We start from the raw sequence: 16237 nt of genomic DNA on the forward strand, positions 1-16237 counted from the left end.
GCGCTCGTCCTCGGTGGTCGCCCGCTGCAGGCCGGCGGCCAGGAAGTCGCTGATCTGGGCATCGCCGCCGACCAGCGCGGCGGCCGCCGCGTCCTTGACCGCCGACCCGCCGGCCGCCCACGCCTCGACCACCTGGGTGCGCGCGCCCGCGGGCAGCGGCGCCGGCCCGGGATCGGCGGGGACCGCCGCCGCCACCGTCGTGCCGAAGACCGCCATGGCCAGCGACAGCGCCGTCACCGCGGTCAGCCGGGCGCGTCGGAGACGCTTAGGCGGGAATGTGATCCCGGATAATTTATCGACCATTTCTCCTCAATTCCTTGAGTGCTTTTCGACTGGAATTCCAGGCATTTTCGGAACCGTCTACAACAACCTGTCGAACTGTCGCACAGGTCGTGAACCCACGGGTCCGATACCGAATTCACGAGCCATGCCACGGATCGAGCACGCTGGGACGTCGAGTGGAAGAAACAGCTGGTCAGAGGCACTTTGAGGGGGCCCCAAGGCCGGGCTACCGGTTTCCGAAGGGGATCGCCGCAGGCCGCTCGGTCCGCAATATTGGCTCGAACCCGACTCTTTTACGGAACTCGGCGACCGTGATACCAATAGGCCTCCGACCCGATGGCGAAGCGCCCTGCGCAGGCCCGGGTCGGCGCATCGTTTACTTCGATCACACCATTCCCTTGCCCGTGGAATTCCGAACGAGGAGGCCCCACCAGCATGAAGCCTTTGATTCGCTGCCTGACCGTCGGTGCCGTCGCCGGTGCCGTCGCCCTGACGGGTCTGACCACGGTCGGCGCCGCCCCCGTACCCGCCGGAACCGTGAGCGCCGCCGGGGCCGGTACCACCACCGCCGGGGCCGTCACCGCGGACGACACCCCGCCGCCGGCCGTCGAGGACTTCGCGTACCCGGAGGCCGACAGGATCTTCAAGGAGCGCGGCATCAAGCTGAAGAGCGGCGACGGCCACATCCTGCTCGCCACCTGCGACAGCCGCCCCGGCCTGCTCGAAGTGAACGCCCGGGGCATGTCGACCACGGACCCGGTCGGCCACGGCCGGTTCTGCTTCCAGGTCACCGGCGCGACCGGCCGCCTGAGCCTCGAACTCCCCTCCGTCTACGGCGCCAAGGGCAACGACTACGCCGTACGCGTCGACATGCAGACGGGCACCGAGGCCAAGTCCTTCGACGTGCAGAAGAACAAGTGGACGCCGGTCGGGGAGACCGCCGACCCGCAGGAGCGCGTGTTCACCCTGCTGGAGATCACCGCCACGGCGTGACCCCCGGTCCGCGCTTCCCCGGCGCTACCGCCACCGCCACCGCCCGGCAGACGAAGGAAAGCCACCTCATGGTTCGCTCACGCCCACGCACCGCATGGACGGCCGGGACGGTCACCGCCGCCGCCCTCGCCGGCACCCTGTTGTCCGGCACGCCAGCCCCCGCCCTGAACGGCGACACCGCACCCGCCGGCTCGTACGCCTTCACCGTCAAGCTGGACATCGGCAACGGCCAGCGCGCCTGCACCGGCGCCCTGGTCGACCCGTACTGGATCGTCACCGCCGCCGCCTGCTTCGCCGACAACTCCGCCCAACCGACGACCGTCCCCGCCGGCCCACCCGCCCTCAAAGCCACCGCCACCATCGGCCGCACCGACCTCACCACCGCGACCGGCCAGGTCCGGGAGATCGCCGAGCTCGTCCCCCGCACCGACCGCGACCTCGTCCTGGCCCGGCTCGCCACCCCCGTCACCGACATCACCCCGCTCGCCGTGGCCGCCACCGCCCCCGCCGCCGGTGAGGACCTGCTGGTGACGGGCTACGGCCGCACCAAGGCCGAGTGGGTGCCCGACAAGCTCCACAGCGCCGCCTTCACCGTCGGCGCCGTCGACCCGACCGGCCTCGCCATCGCCGCCAAGGCCCCCGCGGACGCCGCCGTCTGCAAGGGCGACACCGGCGGCCCCGCCCTGCGCAAGGTCGGCGACCACTACGAACTCGCCGCCCTCAACAGCCACTCCTGGCAGAACGGTTGCCTCGGCGCCGCCCCGACCACCCGCACCGGCGCGTACGAGACCCGCACCGACGACCTCGGGAGCTGGATCCAGCAGACCGTCTCCGCCTGGTCCGCCGTGGTCGCCGCCCGTTCCGGGGGCCGCAGCACCGTCTACAACCCGGACACCAGGACCGCCGAGACCTTCGCCCTGCGGAGCGACGGCGCCATGATCCACGCCTACAACACCAACGGCGAGGGCTGGTCCGGCTGGTACGTCCTCGGCGACGGCGCGCGGTTCACCGGTTCCCCGGCCGTCGTCCACAACCCGGTCACCAACACCCTCGACGTGTTCGCCACCGGCACCGACGGGTCCATCTACCGGGCGACGTGGAGCCGCGCCACCGGCTGGTCGGCCTGGACCATGACCGCCGACTGGAAGTTCCGCGGCTCCCCCACCACCGTCTACAACCCGGACACCCGGACCGCCGAGGTCTTCGCCCTGACCACCGACGGCACCATGGCCCACCTCTACAACACCGAAGGGGCGGGCTGGCACGGCTGGTTCACCCTCAACCCCGGAGGCGCCTTCGTCGGCGTACCGGCCGTCGTCCACAACCCGGTCACCAACACCCTCGACGTGTTCGCCACCGGCACCGACGGGTCCATCTACCGGGCGACGTGGAACCGGGCCGGCGGCTGGACACCGTGGATCATGACCGGCACCTGGAAGTTCCGCGGCGTCCCCACCACCGTCTACAACCCGGACACCCGGACCGCCGAGGTCTTCGCCCTGACCACCGACGGCACCATGGCCCACCTCTACAACACCAACGGCGAGGGCTGGTCCGGCTGGTACGTGATCGGCCCCAGCGACTGGAAGTTCGCCGGCACCCCCGCCATCCTCCACAACCCGGCCGCCAACACCCTCGACCTGTTCGCCACCGGCACCGACGCCTCCATGTACCGGGCGACGTGGAGCCGCGCCACCGGCTGGTCGGCCTGGACCATGACCGGCAGCTGGAAGTTCGGCGGCTCCCCCGCCGCGGTCTACAACCCGGACACCCGGACCGCCGAGGTCTTCGGCCAGGGCACCGACGGCGTCATGGCCCACGCCACCAAGGCCGGCGACGGGGCCTGGTCCGGCTGGTCCGTCGTCGGCCAGATCCCCACGACGGGCTGACCGCACCGACTCGTACCGACCCCGGCGAACGCCCGGTACGGCGGCCCCGCCCGACGGACCGTCGCCCGCTGACCCGAAGAGGAATCCCCATGCCCCGCAAGACCCCGTCCCGCCCCTGGCGGACCGGCGTACTGGCCGCGGCCACCGCCGCCGGCGTACTGGGCACCTGCACCCCGGCCGGCGCCGTGGTCGGCGACGCCGCGCCCGCCGGCTCCTACGCCTTCACCGCCAAACTGGACATCGGCGACGGCAAGCGCTCCTGCACCGGCGCCCTGGTCGATCCGTTCTGGGTCGTCACCGCCGCCGCCTGCTTCGCCGATGACCCCGCCCGGCCGACGACCGTCCCGGCCGGCCCGCCCGCGCTCAGGACGACCGCCACCGTCGGCCGCACCGACCTCGCCACCACGGCGGGCCAGGTCCGGGACGTCGTCGACCTGGTCCCCCGCGCCGACCGCGACCTGGTCATGCTGCGCCTGGTCAACCCGGTCATCGACGTCGACCCGCTCGCCGTGGCCACCACCGCCCCCACCCCGGGCGAGGAGCTGCTGGTGACGGGCTACGGCCGCACCAGGGCCGAGTGGGTGCCCGACCAGCTCCACAGCGCCGCCTTCACCGTCGGCGCCGTCGGCCCGACCGGTCTCGCCATCGCCGCCAAGGCCCCCACGGACGCCGCCGTCTGCAAGGGCGACACCGGCGGCCCCGCCCTGCGCAAGGTCGGCGACCGCTACGAGCTCGCCGCCCTCAACAGCCGCTCCTGGCAGAACGGTTGCCTCGGCGCCGCCCCGACCACGCACACCGGCGCGTACGAGACCCGCACCGACGACCTCGGGAGCTGGATCCAGCAGACCGCCGCCCTCGACTGGACGACCCCGCTCGTCAACACCAACAGCGGCAAGTGCCTGGAGATCGACGACTCCCTCCTGACCGACGGCGCCCGCGCCCAGCAGTGGACCTGCCACGGCCTGCCGACCGCCCGCTGGACCTTCCACTGGGCCGACGACGCCTGGGAGGTGCGCAACGCCAACAGCGGCAAGGCCCTGGAGATCGAGAACTCCCTCCTGGCCGAGGGCGCCCCCGCCCAGCAGTGGACCTTCCACGGCCTCCCCACCCAGAAGTGGGACCTCGTCAAGGCCGCCGGCGGCTACGCCCTCAGGAACCGCAACAGCGGCAAGGCCCTGGAGATCGACGACTCGCTCACGACCGACGGCGCCCGCGCCCAGCAGTGGACCTTCTACGACCTCCCCACCCAGAAGTGGGCCTTCTCGTACTGACCCCCGGGAACGACCCGGAACCTGCGCCCAGAACCCGAGCCCGGAACCCGGAAGCGCCCCGGGCCCGGAACCGACCCGAAGAGGAATCCCCATGCCCCGCAAGACCCCGTCCCGCTCCTGGCGCACCGGCGTACTCGCCGCGGCCACCGCCGCCGGCGTGCTGGGCACCTGCGCGCCGGCCGGCGCCGTGGTCGGCGACGCCGCCGCCGACGGCTCCTACGCCTACACCGCCCGCCTGGCGATCGGCGACGGCCTGCGCACCTGCACCGGCGCCCTGGTGGACCGCAACTGGGTGCTCACCGCGGCCTCCTGCTTCGCCGACGACCCGGCGCAGCCGCAGGCCCCGGCCGCCGGTGCGCCGAAGTGGAAGACCACCGCCACCGTCGGCCGCACCGACCTGACCACCTCCGGCGGCAAGACGTCCGAGGTCTCCGAGCTGGTGCCGTACCAGGGCCGTGACCTGGTCATGGCCCGCCTCGCGACGCCCGTCGACGGCATCGCCCCGATCGCGGCCGCCTCCACCGCCCCCGCCGCCGGGCAGCCGCTGCGGGTGCCCGGGTACGGGCGCACCAAGGACGAGTGGGCGCCGCTGAAGCTGCACACCGGCGCGTTCTCGCTCGACACGGTGAGCGCGACGGGCATCGGCGTCACCGGCACGGGCGGCGCGGCGGTCTGCAAGGGCGACACCGGCGCCCCGGTGGTCCGCGAGACGGGCGGCAGGGCCGAGCTGGTCGCGGTCGCCTCCCGCTCCTGGCAGGGCGGCTGCCTGGGCGCCCCCGCCGGCGAGACCCGCACCGGCGCGTACGGCGCCCGGGTCGACGACGTCTCCGGCTGGGTCCAGCAGGTGCGGGCCAGGTCCTGGGGCTGGAAGACCCGGGCCCTGGTGCGCGGCGACGCCGACCTGTACCTCACGACCCGTCTCTACGACGGTTCGTGGACGCCGTACGAGGACGTCCAGGCGGCGGCCGGGAACATCGGCGGTGTGCGCGCCGTCTCCTCGGTCGGCATCGACGGCGACACCCACGTCCTCGCGCTCGGCGGTGACGGGCACCTGCACTACGCCGTCCACAACCTGGACGGCGGCTGGGGCCAGAAGTTCGTCGACCTCAACACCACCGTCGCCGACCTCGGCGGCATCACCCAGGTCTCCATCGCCAACGTGGACGGCGCCCTGCACATCGTCGTCGTGGCGAACGGGCGGCTCCTGCACAGCAGCCGCCCCGCGAACGGCCGGTGGAGCGTCTTCGGGGTGGTCACCGACGAGACCGGGCCGCTCACCGGCATCACGTCGATCGCCACCGCCGGCGTCCGCGGCGGGGAGCTGCACATCGCCGCCGTGTCCGGGGGGAAGGTCTCCCACACCCGTCGCTTCGCCTCCGGGGCCTGGTCCTCCTGGACGTCGGTCGCCGGGGCCGCCGGGGCCACCGCGCCGGTGACCGGCGTCGCCGTCACCCCGCAGGACAGGGACCTCGATGTCGCCGTCGTCACGAGCGGCGGGCAGTACCACACCGTGCGCTACGCGAACGGAAGTTGGCGGCCATTCGACTCCCTCGCCGGCGCCGCCGGGACCAGCGTCAGCGCCGCGCCCGTCGACACCGACGCCCGGTTCGCCGTCGCCACCGCCGACAACAGGGTGCTGCTGACCTCCCGTCACGGCGACGGCACCTGGACCGCCCCGGAGTACCTCGACCTCACCGCCGTGCCCGGCAACCACACCGGCACCTCGATCAGCGCCTCCCTCTGATCACCGCACCCGTCCGGCGGGTGTGCTCAGAGCAGCGCCAGCACCACCGCGAGGGCGGCGGCGGCCCGCCCGGCCGCCGCCGCCACGGCCATCGCCAGGCCCCACGGCCAGTGCTGGGACAGCATCAGCGCGCCGCCGAACCCGGTGGCGAGGAACAGCGAGATCGCGGTTCCCAGCGGGACCCGCCAGTCGCCCTCGCTCTGGAACGTCCCGGTCAGGCCGCGGACCAGCAGCGTCGTGCCCGCGCCGACCAGCAGCGCGACCCCGGTCATGGCGAGCCACGGGGTGCTCGGCGGCTCGGTGCGGCGGCCCTGGTAGGCGATGTCGGCGACCCGGCCGTGCCAGAGCCTCAGCTCGACCACGGAGCCGACGTCCACGGCGTCGTAGAACGACTCCCTGACCGGGTAGGTGTCGCTCGGCCCGTTCTCCCGCGCCACCGCGATCCCGTACGAGGTCGAGTCGTTGCCCGGGTCCGCCCACTTCCTCGTCACCCGGCCGCTCTCCGAGCGCAGGCAGTCCTCCTGCGGCCCGGCGGCCCGGGCCCCGCAGGCGGGTGCGTCGAGGTAGGCGCCGCGGGCGTCGTACGCGGCGTCGAACCGGACGAAGCCGATCGCCACAACCGCCAGTCCCAGCAGGGCGAGCAGGCCGCGCAGCAGCAGCGCGCCGGCCGCCCGTCCGCGCCCGCCCCGCAGGCCGTCCGTCTTCCCCATGGGTCCCCTCCCGCCCGTCGGACCAGGTCATTGTGCCCTCGGGGCGGCGCGGGGGCCATCGGTGTCTCCGCACCCCCGCGCGTCAACCCCGGCCGCGCGGGTTCGCCCGATCGGGGGGCGCGCGCCCGGTGCGCGCCCGGCGGGCCGTAGCGTCGTCACGGCGGACGGCGAGGGGCGGCCGCGCGGGGCCTTCGGGAGGGGTGGCGGGAGTGCGGGTCGGGCGGGTGCTGGGACTGGTGGCGGCGGCGGTGCTGGTGACGGCGGGGTGCGGCGGCGAGCCGGCGGAGAGGTCCCTGCCGCAACGGGCCGAGGAACGGCCGACGGCGCTGGTGTACCGGGGGCCGGCCGCCTGCGACGGGTGCCCGGAGGCGGCGCGGGGGCTCCTGGAGCGGGCCGGGTTCGCGGTGCGGTTCATCGGACCCGAGGAGCGGGTGCGGTTCGGCCCGGCGGCGCTGGCCGACGCGGCGGTGTACGTGCAGCCGGGCGGCACCAACGGGCAGGAGGTGGGCACCGCGTGGGACCTGCTGGCCCGCGACCCGGGCTTCTCCCCGGACCTGGTGCGCGCCTACGTGCGCGGCGGCGGCCGCTACCTGGGGCTGTGCATGGGCGGCTACCTGGCCGGCGACCCCGGCTTCGACCTCCTGCCCGGCGACTCCGGCGAGTACATCCGCTCCCCGGACGCCACCGTCACCGACGAACAGGACGGCCTGGTCGACGTCCTGTGGCGCGGCCGCCCGCAGCGGATGTACTTCCAGGACGGCCCGTACTTCGACGTCGACGGCCCGGGCACGGACGTCCTCGCCCGCTACCCCAACGGCCGCACCGCCGCCGCCGTCGCCCCGTACGGCCGGGGCCGGGTCGCGGTCAGCGGCCCGCACCCCGAAGCCCCGGCCGACTGGTACGGCGACTACGGGCTGCCCGACCACTCCGCCACCGGCCTCACCCTCGGCGAGGACCTGCTCCACACCCTGACCGCCCCCGCCCCGACCGCCGGCCCCACGCCCGCACCCTGAGCCTGGCGCCGGACCGGCGGTGCGAAGCGGGTACCCGGTGGCCGCAACGGTCGGCCCCTGCCCCCGGCGGGTCGCCGGAGGCAGGGGCCGCGCGGGGACGGGCGGGCCGTCAGCCGTGCGAGAAGGTGATCCGCGGCAGTACCCGGTCCAGCCAGCGGGGGGTGTGCCAGGCGGCGTGCCCGGTCAGGCGCAGCAGGACGGGGAGCAGGACGAGGCGGACCAGGGCGGCGTCGAGGAGGACGGCGGTGCCGAGGACGATGCCCATCTCCTTGGGCGGGAGCGGGCCGGACAGGGCGAAGGTGAAGAACACCGCGACCATGACGCCGGCGGCGGCGAAGACGACCCGGCCGGAGTGGGCCAGGGCTCCGGTCATGGCGGCCTTGGGGTCGCCGGTGCGTTCGTAGTGCTCCTTGGCGGAGGCGAGGAGGAAGACGGTGTAGTCCATCGCGATGGCGAAGATCATCGCGAAGAAGAACACCGGTGCCCAGCCGTCCAGGAAGCCCTGCGGGGTGAAGCCCAGCAGGCCGGCCCCGTGGCCGTCCTGGAAGACCAGGCGGGCGACGCCGAAGGCGGCTCCGGTGGACAGCAGGCTGGCGGCGGTGCCGAGGGCGGCGATCAGCGGGGCGCGCAGGGCGGCGAGGAGCAGCAGGAAGCCGAGGGCCATGACGACGCCGATGACCAGCGGGGTCTTCTCGGTGAGCAGGTGCTGCAGGTCGAGGTTCTCGACGGCGGCGCCGCCGACCATGGTGTCGGCGGGCAGTTCGGCGCGCAGGGTGTGGACGGTGCCGGAGAGGTCGGGGCTGGAGGGGTCGACGGTGGGCACGGCCTGGATCATCGACCAGCCGGAGCCGTCGGCGGCGGCCTGGGCGGGCATGGCGGCGGCGATGCCGGGGGTGGTGGCGACCCGGGCGGCGACCTCGGCGGCGCGGTCGGTGGGGGTGAGGATCTGCAGGGTGCCGGGGGCGCCGGGGCCGAAGGCCTGCTGGACGGCGGTGTAGCCGGCGCGGGCGCTGGCGTCCTCGGGCAGGACGGTGATGGACGGCATCGCGGTGCGCAGTCCGATGACGGGGGCGGCGAGGGCGATCAGTGCGGCGAGGGCGAGGGCGCCGTAGCGCAGCGGGTGCTTCCAGAGGCGTTCGCCCCAGGCGGCGAAGCGCGGGGAGGCGGGTGGGGTGGACTTGGTCCAGGGCAGGGAGAGGGCGTCGACGCGGTGGCCGAGCCGGCCGAGGACGGCGGGCAGCAGGGTGAGGGTGGCGGCGAGGACGAACAGGACGGCGAGCATGATGCCGCCGGCCATCGAGCGGAACGCCGGGGAGGGGACGAGCATCACGGCGGAGAGGCTGACCAGGACGGTGGCGCCGGAGAGCAGGACGGCCTTGCCGGCGGTGTCCATGGTCTCGGCGACGGCGCGCACGGCTCCCTCGTCGGCGCGACCGGCGGAACGGCCGTCGGCCCGGCGGGCGGCGCGGAAGCGCATGACGAGGAAGAGCGCGTAGTCGATACCGAGGGCCAGGGCGAACATCATGGCGAAGTTCATCGCCCAGACGGACACCGGGAAGAGGTGGCTGATCAGGACGAGGGAGCCGGCCGAGGCGGCGAGGCCGGCCATGGTGAGCAGCAGGGGCAGTCCGGCGGCGACGAGGGAGCCGAAGGCGAGCACCAGGATGGCGAGGGTGACCGGCCAGGACATGACCTCGGACTTCATCATGGCGTCGTGGTTGGCCTTGTTGAAGTCGCTCCACAGGACGGAGGCGCCGGTGGCGTGGACGCTGACGCCGTCCGTGGACAGGGCGCCGAGCGGTCCCTTGAGATCGTCGGCGGCGCGGACCATGTCGTCGGGCGAGGCGGCGGCGCCGGCGAGCAGGACGGCGGTGCGGCCGTCGGGGCTGATGGTGGCGCCGGGCTGGGGCGTGACGACGGTGGACACCCGCGGGTCGGCGGCGGCGAGGTCGTGCGCCTCGGTGATCACCTTCTGGACGGCCGGGTCGGTGACGGGGCGGTCGGCGGCGACGACGATCTGGATCGCGGAGGAGGCGTTGCCGGCGAAGTGCCGCTCGGCGAGTTCGCGGACCTGGACGGACTGGGAGCCGTCGGCCTGCCAGCCGGCGCCGGACAGCGCGCTGGTGACCTTGGGGGCGAAGGCGCCGAGGCCGATGACGACGATCAGCCAGCCGACCAGGACGGCCTTGAAGTGCCGGGTGGACCACACCCCGAGGCGGCCGAGCGGCCCGGGTCGGCCGTTCTCGGGGGCGCCGCCGCTGCCGGGGGCGTCGGGGGGCGGGGCGGCGGGCCGTACGGCTTCGGCGGGGCGGTTCACGTGGTGCTCCGTTCTCGGGCGCCGGGGAGGTCCGGAGGCCCGAAAAAATACGGGTGGGGGTATCTCGACCAGCGACAACAGCACCCGTCCCGCCTTTCATTCCGCCCCGGCCGCCCCTGCCCCGACGACCTCGGCCCCGGCCCCGGCCGCCCCGGCCCGCCGGCCGCCCCCGCCGGCTAGCCGATCACCGCGTCCACCTCGACCTCCACCAGCCAGCGCTCGTCGATGAAGCGCGACACCTCCACGAAGGTGGTGACCGGGCGGATCTGCGCGAAGCGCTCGCCGTGGGCGCGCGCGGCCTCCCGCCACTGGCTCATGTCGGTGAGCATGACGCGGGTCCGTACGACGTCCGTGAGGGTGGCGCCCGCCTCCCGCAGGGCGGCCTCGGCGATGTCCAGGCAGCGGACGGTCTGGGCGTGAACGTCGCCCTGGCCGACCGTCGTGCCCTGCTCGCTGATCGGGGCGGTGCCCGCGACCGCGACGTGGTTGCCCTTGCGCACGGCGCGGGAGAAGCCGATCCGCGGTTCGAGGGGCGAGCCGGAACTGACTGTCTGTCGAGTGCTCTCCATCGCACCATGGTGCCGCACTAGTGCACCCGTCGGGCCGTCTGCCCGCACGAACGCCCCCGCGCGCCGCCGGACCTGCCCCGGAGCACCCCACCGCACTAGTGCACCATCCTCAAATAGCCCCACGGCAAGGCTTGTTGGCGCCGACGCGTACGGCGTACATTCGGCGGCATGGAACACCTGGACCACCCGACGGGCACCGATGCCCCCGCCACCGACGTCCCTGCCGCCGACCGCCCCGGCACCGACGTCCTCGTCTCCGGCGCCGGGATCGCCGGCCCCGCCCTCGCCTACTGGCTGCGCCGCCACGGCTTCACCCCCACCGTCGTCGAGCGCGCCGCCGGCCCGCGCCCCGGCGGGCAGGCCGTCGACCTGCGCGGCGCCGGGCGCACCGTGATCGAGCGGATGGGGCTGATGGAGCGGGCCCGCGCGCTGCGCGTCGAGCAGCACGGCATCGCCCTGGTCGACCGGCGCGGGCGGGCCACCGCCCGGATACCCGTCGGGCTGTTCGACGGCGAGGGCATCGTCTCCGAGATCGAGATCCTCCGCGGCGACCTCGCCGACCTGCTGCGCGAGGCCACCGACGGCGTCGAGTACCTCTGGGACGACACCGTCACCGCGCTCGACCAGGACGCCGGGGGCGTCACCGTCACCTTCGAGAACGCCCCCGCCCGCCGCTTCGCCCTGGTCGTCGGCGCGGACGGGCTGCACTCCGCCGTCCGCCGCCTCGCCTTCCGCCCCGGCGACGGCGACGGCCCCGACGGCCCAGACGGCCCAGACGGCACCGAAGGCGCCCACTACCGGCCGCTCGGCGGCTGCCACGCCTGGTTCACCGTCCACGACCCCGCCCTCGCCCGCGAGCTCGACGGCTGGTTCCTGATGTACAACGCCCCCGGCGGCCTGGTCGCCGGCGCCCGCCCCGGCCGGCTGCCCGGCGAGGTCAAGGCCTCCCTCGGCCTGCGCCGCGCACCCGCGGCCTACGACCGCCGCGACACCGCCGCCCAGCGGCGCCTGCTCGCCGAGCGCTTCGCCGGAGCCGGCTGGGAGGTGGACCGGCTGCTCGCCGGGATGCGCACCGCCGGGGACTTCGCCTTCGACTCCTTCGGCCAGGTCCACCTCGACCACTACAGCCGCGGCCGCGTCGCCCTGCTCGGCGACGCCGGGTACAGCCCGAGCCCCCTGACCGGCCTCGGCACCAGCCTCGCCCTGGTCGGCGCCTACCTGCTGGCCGGTGAACTCGCCGCCGCCGCAGGCGACTTCCGTACCGCCTTCGCCCGCTACGAGGAGCTGATGCGCCCCTACGCCACCCGGGCCCAGGAGCTGCCGCCCGGCGGCCTGGGCGGCTACGCCCCGGACAGCGCCCTGGCGATCCGCCTGCGCGCCGCCTCCATGCGCTGGATGGGCCGCTGGCCGCTGCGCCCCGTGCTGGCCGCCCAGTTCGCCAAGGCCGGCGACATCGCCCTGCCCGACTACCCGCTGCCCGATCGCACGCTGCCCGCCCGGACCGCCTGAGCCTCAGGCCGCACGCCCCCGCCCGGCTACGCCGTACGCGGCTGATTGAAGCGCAGCATGTTGCCCGACGGGTCGCGGAAGGCGCAGTCGCGCACCCCGTAGGGCTGGTCCATCGGCTCCTGGAGGACCTCGGCGCCCGCCGCCCGGATGCGCTCGAAGGTGGCGTCGCAGTCGTCGGTGCGGAAGATGACGCCGCGCAGCAGGCCCTTGGCGAGGAGTTCGGCGGCGGCCCGGCGGTCGGCCTCGGAGGCGTGCGGGTCGGCCAGCGGGGGCTCCAGGACGATCTCCACGCCGGGCTGGTCGGGCGAGCCGACGGTGACCCAGCGCATGCCCTCGAAGCCGACGTCGTTGCGCACTTCGAAGCCGAGGACGTCGCGGTAGAAGGCGAGCGCCCGGTCGTGGTCGTCGACGGCGATGAAGCACTGCGCGAGTTCGATGCTCATGCCCGTCACGCTACGGGAGCACCGGGGCCGCCGTCGCTCCCGTTCCCCTTCGCCCCCTTCGCCCCCTTGGCCTCCTTGGCCTCCTTGGCCTCCGCGCGCCGCACCGGGCGGGTGCCGATCTTGGCGACGCAGGCCGGGATCGCCGCGCCCTGCTCGTGGTCGCGGGCCCGGTAGGCGCTGGGGCTCTGCCCGACCAGCTCGGTGAAGCGGGTACTGAAGGAGCCCAGCGAGGTGCAGCCCACCGCCATACAGACCTCGGTCACGCTCAGGTCCCCGCGCCGCAGCAGCGCCTTGGCCCGCTCGATCCGGCGGGTCATCAGGTAGGTGTACGGGGTCTCGCCGTAGGCGGCGCGGAAGCTGCGCGAGAAGTGGCCGGAGGACATCAGCGCGGTGCGGGCCAGCGCCGGCACGTCCAGCGGCTGCGCGTACTCGCGGTCCATCCGGTCCCGGGCCCGGCGCAGCCGCACGAGGTCGTCGAGCGGCACGCGGCCCGCGGACGGGGACGAGGTAGAAGACGGGGACGAGGACGGGGACGACACACCGGCCACCGTACCGACTGCCACCGACAGACGACGCCCGGCCCATCCGTCCACCCCGTCCCCCGCCCGGCGCAGCCCGCTCGCGCCCGCCCCGCCGCGCCGACCACCCTGGAGCGGGGGCCGGACGGCGGAGAGGGCGACAGGGGTGGACGGCGAGGACGAGCAGCCCACCGCCCCGCGCGCGCCCGGCAACCGGGCGGTGGTGCTCGGCGTGCTGGCCGCGACCGTCGCCGTGCTGCTCGTCCAGGCGGTCAGCGGCACCAGTGCCCGCCTGGTGCTGCTGCTGGTGTTCCTGCCCGCGCTGCTGGCGGGCCTGGGCACCGTCGCCCAGACGGTGGCGGCCTCGGTGTGGGTGACCGCCGTGGTGGTGGCCCACTCGGTGCTGTTCCCGCCCGGGGACCTGCCGGCCCGCCTGGGCACCCTGCTGGGCGTGGTCGCCGCCGAGGCCGCCGTGATCGGCCTGTGCGCGCGGCGGGTGCGGCGCGAGCGGCAGCTGTCGCGGATGCGGCAGGTCGCCGTCGCCCTCCAGCGCCAGCTGCTGCGCCCGCTGCCCGTCACCACCCCGGACGTGCGCCTGGACGGGCTGTACCGGCCGCTGGAGCAGGACGCCATGGTCGGCGGCGACCTGTACGACGTCGCCGAGACCCCGCACGGCACCCGGGTGCTGGTCGGCGACGTCCAGGGCAAGGGCCTGCTCGCGATCGGGACGGGCTTCGCGGTGCTGAGCGCCTTCCGGGAGGCGGCCTTCCGCGAGCCGCGGCTGACCGCCGTCGCCGACGCCCTGGAGGCGGCGGTGGAGCGGCACAACGCCTACGCGGAGCAGAGCGGCGAGCAGGAACGGTTCGTCACGGCCACCGTGCTCTGCGTCCGCGCCCCGGACAGCAACGACGGGGGCACCGACGACGGGGGCCGCGCCACCGAGGTGCGGGCCGTCAACTGCGGCCACCTCTCCCCCTACCTGCTGCGCCCCGACGGCCGGGTGGAGCCCGTCCCCCTGGACGCCGGGCTCCCGCTCGGCCTCGCCGCCCTGGCCGCCACCGGCGAACCGCGCCCCGAGCGGCGTTTCACGCTGCCCGGGGACGGGGTGCTGGTGCTGCTCACCGACGGCATCACCGAGGCCCAGGACGCCTCCGGCGCGTTCTACCCGGTCGAACGGGGCCTGGCCGACCTCGCCGCCGTCCCCGCCGACGCCCTGCCCGAGGCTCTGGACCGGCGGGCCCGGCGCTGGAGCGGCGGGAGCAGCCGCGACGACGTCACCGTGCTCGCCCTGCGCCCCGCCCCGGAACCGCCGGCTCCGCCGGAACCGCCGGCCCGGTAGCCCGGTAGCCGCCCGGGACGGACCGAACAGGGCCGTACGGGGCTGTACACGGCCATACGGGGCCGTACGGGGCCGTTCGGGACCGTCCATGGGGCCGTCCGGCCCTTGACCCCCGGCTGCGGGCTCCACCTGCGGCGATCTAGGGTGCAGGCATGATCCCCACACCGATACCCAGCCCCGAGCCCACCCGGCTCGACGGTCCGACGGACGACTTCCTGACCGACCCCGCCCAGGCGCTGCGGGTGATGATGCAGGGCAACGCCCGGTTCGTGGCGGGCAACCCCGAGCACCCCAACCAGGACGCCGGGCGCCGCGCGGCGCTCGCCCCGGCGCAGCGGCCCTTCGCGGTGCTGTTCGGCTGCTCGGACTCCCGGCTGGCCGCCGAGATCATCTTCGACCAGGGCCTGGGCGACCTCTTCGTGGTGCGCACCGCCGGGCACGTCACCGGCGCGGAGGCGCTGGGCAGCATCGAGTACGGGGTGAGCGTGCTGGACTGCCCGCTGGTGGTGGTGCTGGGGCACGACTCCTGCGGTGCGGTGGCGGCGGCGCTGGACTCCCTGGAGCAGGGGCAGCTGCCGGGCGGTTTCGTCCGGGACGTGGTGGAGCGGGTGACCCCGAGCGTGCTGTCCGCCAGGGCGGCGGGCATCGAGGACCGGGACGGGATCGTGGACGAGCACATCCGCCAGACCGTGGACCTGCTGGTGGAGCGCTCGCAGGCGCTGGCGGCGCGGATCGCCGAGGGGAAGGTGGCCGTGGTGGGCCTGTCCTACCGGCTGCGCGACGGCCGGGCCCGGCTGGTCTCCGCCCGGGGGCCGGTGGGCTGACGGCGGGCCGCCGCGTCCCGCCCGTCGCCGGGATGGGGACGCCGTCCTCGGGAAACCGGAGTTCCATCCTCCGGAACTCGATGTCCGATCACCGCCAGCGCCCCCGTGCGGGCGGCGGCAGAGTCGGTGACCGGCAACGGTTCCCCATTTCCCGAGGACGGCAGTCTCCCGTGCACAAGGCCATCGATCTCAAGGTCCTGTACTTCGGCACCCCCGTGGTGCTGATCGGCTCGCGCAACGAGGACGGCAGCGCCAACCTCATGCCGATGTCCTCGGCCTGGTGGCTGGGGCAGTCGTGCGTGCTCGGCCTGGGCGACAGCTCGCAGACCGCCGAGAACCTGCGGCGCGAGGGCGAGTGCGTGCTCAACCTGGCGTCCTCCGCGCAGGTGGACGCCGTGGACGCCCTCGCGCTGCTGACCGCCAGGCCGCGGATCGCCGAGTACCGGCTGCGGCAGGGCTACCGCCACGAGCGGCGCAAGTTCGAGGCCGCCGGGCTGACCGAGGTGCCCGGCGAGCTGGTGCGGGCGCCGCGCGCCGCCGAGTGCCCGGTGCAGCTGGAGTGCCGGGTGGAGTCGGCGACGGCGCTGGCGGGCGGCGGGCGCACCGCCTTCGAGGTGACGGTGGTGCGCGCCCACGTCGAGGAGAGCCTGCTGGTGCCCGGCAGCGACCACTACGTCGACCCGGTCGGCTGGGACCCGCTGATCATGAAGTTCTGCGAGTTCTTCGGCGACGGGCGGCGCCTGGCCCCCTCCCGCCTCGCCGAGGGCTGGCAGATGCCCGGGCGGCTGCCCGCCGCCGTGTGACGTGGCGTCCGCC

The 16237-nt window shown here is 74.9% G+C and carries 15 protein-coding genes; 9 read left to right on the plus strand and 6 right to left on the minus strand.

All coding sequences use genetic code 11. The annotated features are described in order from the left end of the window. Window positions 1-237 (minus strand): ALF repeat-containing protein (locus tag ACFRQN_RS23090; RefSeq protein WP_380741779.1); only part of this gene is annotated, 237 nt, incomplete at its 3' end. 480 nt (window positions 238-717) lie between these two features. Between ACFRQN_RS23090 and ACFRQN_RS23095 the strand changes: the two genes are divergently transcribed. The 4 genes from ACFRQN_RS23095 (at window position 718) to ACFRQN_RS23110 (ending at window position 6179) form a co-directional block, all read left to right on the plus strand. Then, a complete protein-coding gene (locus ACFRQN_RS23095) occupies window positions 718-1275 on the plus strand; it encodes a hypothetical protein (RefSeq protein WP_234348716.1) in 558 nt (185 codons plus the stop codon). Between the two features lie 68 nt (window positions 1276-1343). Continuing rightward, the gene (locus ACFRQN_RS23100) at window positions 1344-3164 is read left to right on the plus strand and encodes a trypsin-like serine protease (RefSeq protein WP_380741781.1); all 1821 of its coding nucleotides are present in this window, start codon (window positions 1344-1346) and stop codon (window positions 3162-3164) included. An 89-nt stretch (window positions 3165-3253) separates the two neighbouring features. After that, complete coding sequence (locus ACFRQN_RS23105; RefSeq protein ID WP_380741783.1) at window positions 3254-4435, plus strand: RICIN domain-containing protein; 1182 nt, start codon at window positions 3254-3256, stop codon at window positions 4433-4435. A gap of 91 nt (window positions 4436-4526) precedes the next feature. After that, window positions 4527-6179, plus strand: coding sequence for a trypsin-like serine protease (locus tag ACFRQN_RS23110; RefSeq protein WP_380741786.1), 1653 nt, complete (start codon window positions 4527-4529; stop codon window positions 6177-6179). A gap of 26 nt (window positions 6180-6205) precedes the next feature. Here ACFRQN_RS23110 and ACFRQN_RS23115 read toward each other — a convergent pair whose 3' ends face one another. Beyond that, window positions 6206-6889: a hypothetical protein gene (locus ACFRQN_RS23115; protein WP_380741788.1), complete on the minus strand. Its 684-nt coding sequence runs from the start codon at window positions 6887-6889 to the stop codon at window positions 6206-6208. A 209-nt stretch (window positions 6890-7098) separates the two neighbouring features. Between ACFRQN_RS23115 and ACFRQN_RS23120 the strand changes: the two genes are divergently transcribed. After that, window positions 7099-7902, plus strand: coding sequence for a hypothetical protein (locus tag ACFRQN_RS23120; RefSeq protein WP_380741790.1), 804 nt, complete (start codon window positions 7099-7101; stop codon window positions 7900-7902). Window positions 7903-8011: 109 nt separating this feature from the next. Here ACFRQN_RS23120 and ACFRQN_RS23125 read toward each other — a convergent pair whose 3' ends face one another. Continuing rightward, window positions 8012-10219, minus strand: coding sequence for an MMPL family transporter (locus ACFRQN_RS23125; protein WP_380741792.1), 2208 nt, complete (start codon window positions 10217-10219; stop codon window positions 8012-8014). A 176-nt stretch (window positions 10220-10395) separates the two neighbouring features. Continuing rightward, complete coding sequence (locus tag ACFRQN_RS23130) at window positions 10396-10788, minus strand: RidA family protein (protein WP_380741794.1); 393 nt, start codon at window positions 10786-10788, stop codon at window positions 10396-10398. A gap of 168 nt (window positions 10789-10956) precedes the next feature. Between ACFRQN_RS23130 and ACFRQN_RS23135 the strand changes: the two genes are divergently transcribed. Beyond that, window positions 10957-12297, plus strand: coding sequence for an FAD-dependent monooxygenase (locus ACFRQN_RS23135; RefSeq protein ID WP_380741796.1), 1341 nt, complete (start codon window positions 10957-10959; stop codon window positions 12295-12297). Between the two features lie 26 nt (window positions 12298-12323). Here ACFRQN_RS23135 and ACFRQN_RS23140 read toward each other — a convergent pair whose 3' ends face one another. Together ACFRQN_RS23140 and ACFRQN_RS23145 are read right to left on the minus strand one after the other, a co-directional pair. After that, window positions 12324-12740, minus strand: a complete 417-nt coding sequence (locus tag ACFRQN_RS23140; protein ID WP_049654179.1) for a VOC family protein — start codon at window positions 12738-12740, stop codon at window positions 12324-12326. A gap of 5 nt (window positions 12741-12745) precedes the next feature. Beyond that, window positions 12746-13225, minus strand: coding sequence for a helix-turn-helix transcriptional regulator (locus tag ACFRQN_RS23145; RefSeq protein WP_380741798.1), 480 nt, complete (start codon window positions 13223-13225; stop codon window positions 12746-12748). Window positions 13226-13424: 199 nt separating this feature from the next. Here ACFRQN_RS23145 and ACFRQN_RS23150 point away from each other — a divergent pair, with 199 nt between their 5' ends. The 3 genes from ACFRQN_RS23150 (at window position 13425) to ACFRQN_RS23160 (ending at window position 16224) form a co-directional block, all read left to right on the plus strand. After that, window positions 13425-14597 (plus strand): PP2C family protein-serine/threonine phosphatase, encoded by a 1173-nt coding sequence (locus ACFRQN_RS23150; RefSeq protein WP_380741800.1) that lies wholly within the window; start codon window positions 13425-13427, stop codon window positions 14595-14597. Between the two features lie 245 nt (window positions 14598-14842). After that, entirely contained in the window at window positions 14843-15421 is a 579-nt protein-coding gene (locus ACFRQN_RS23155) for a carbonic anhydrase (RefSeq protein WP_049654174.1), read from the plus strand. Between the two features lie 170 nt (window positions 15422-15591). Beyond that, window positions 15592-16224: a flavin reductase family protein gene (locus ACFRQN_RS23160; protein WP_380741802.1), complete on the plus strand. Its 633-nt coding sequence runs from the start codon at window positions 15592-15594 to the stop codon at window positions 16222-16224. Window positions 16225-16237: the final 13 nt, after the last annotated feature.

It is taken from the genome of Kitasatospora sp. NPDC056800, assembly GCF_042789775.1.
GTDB lineage: Bacteria > Actinomycetota > Actinomycetes > Streptomycetales > Streptomycetaceae > Kitasatospora.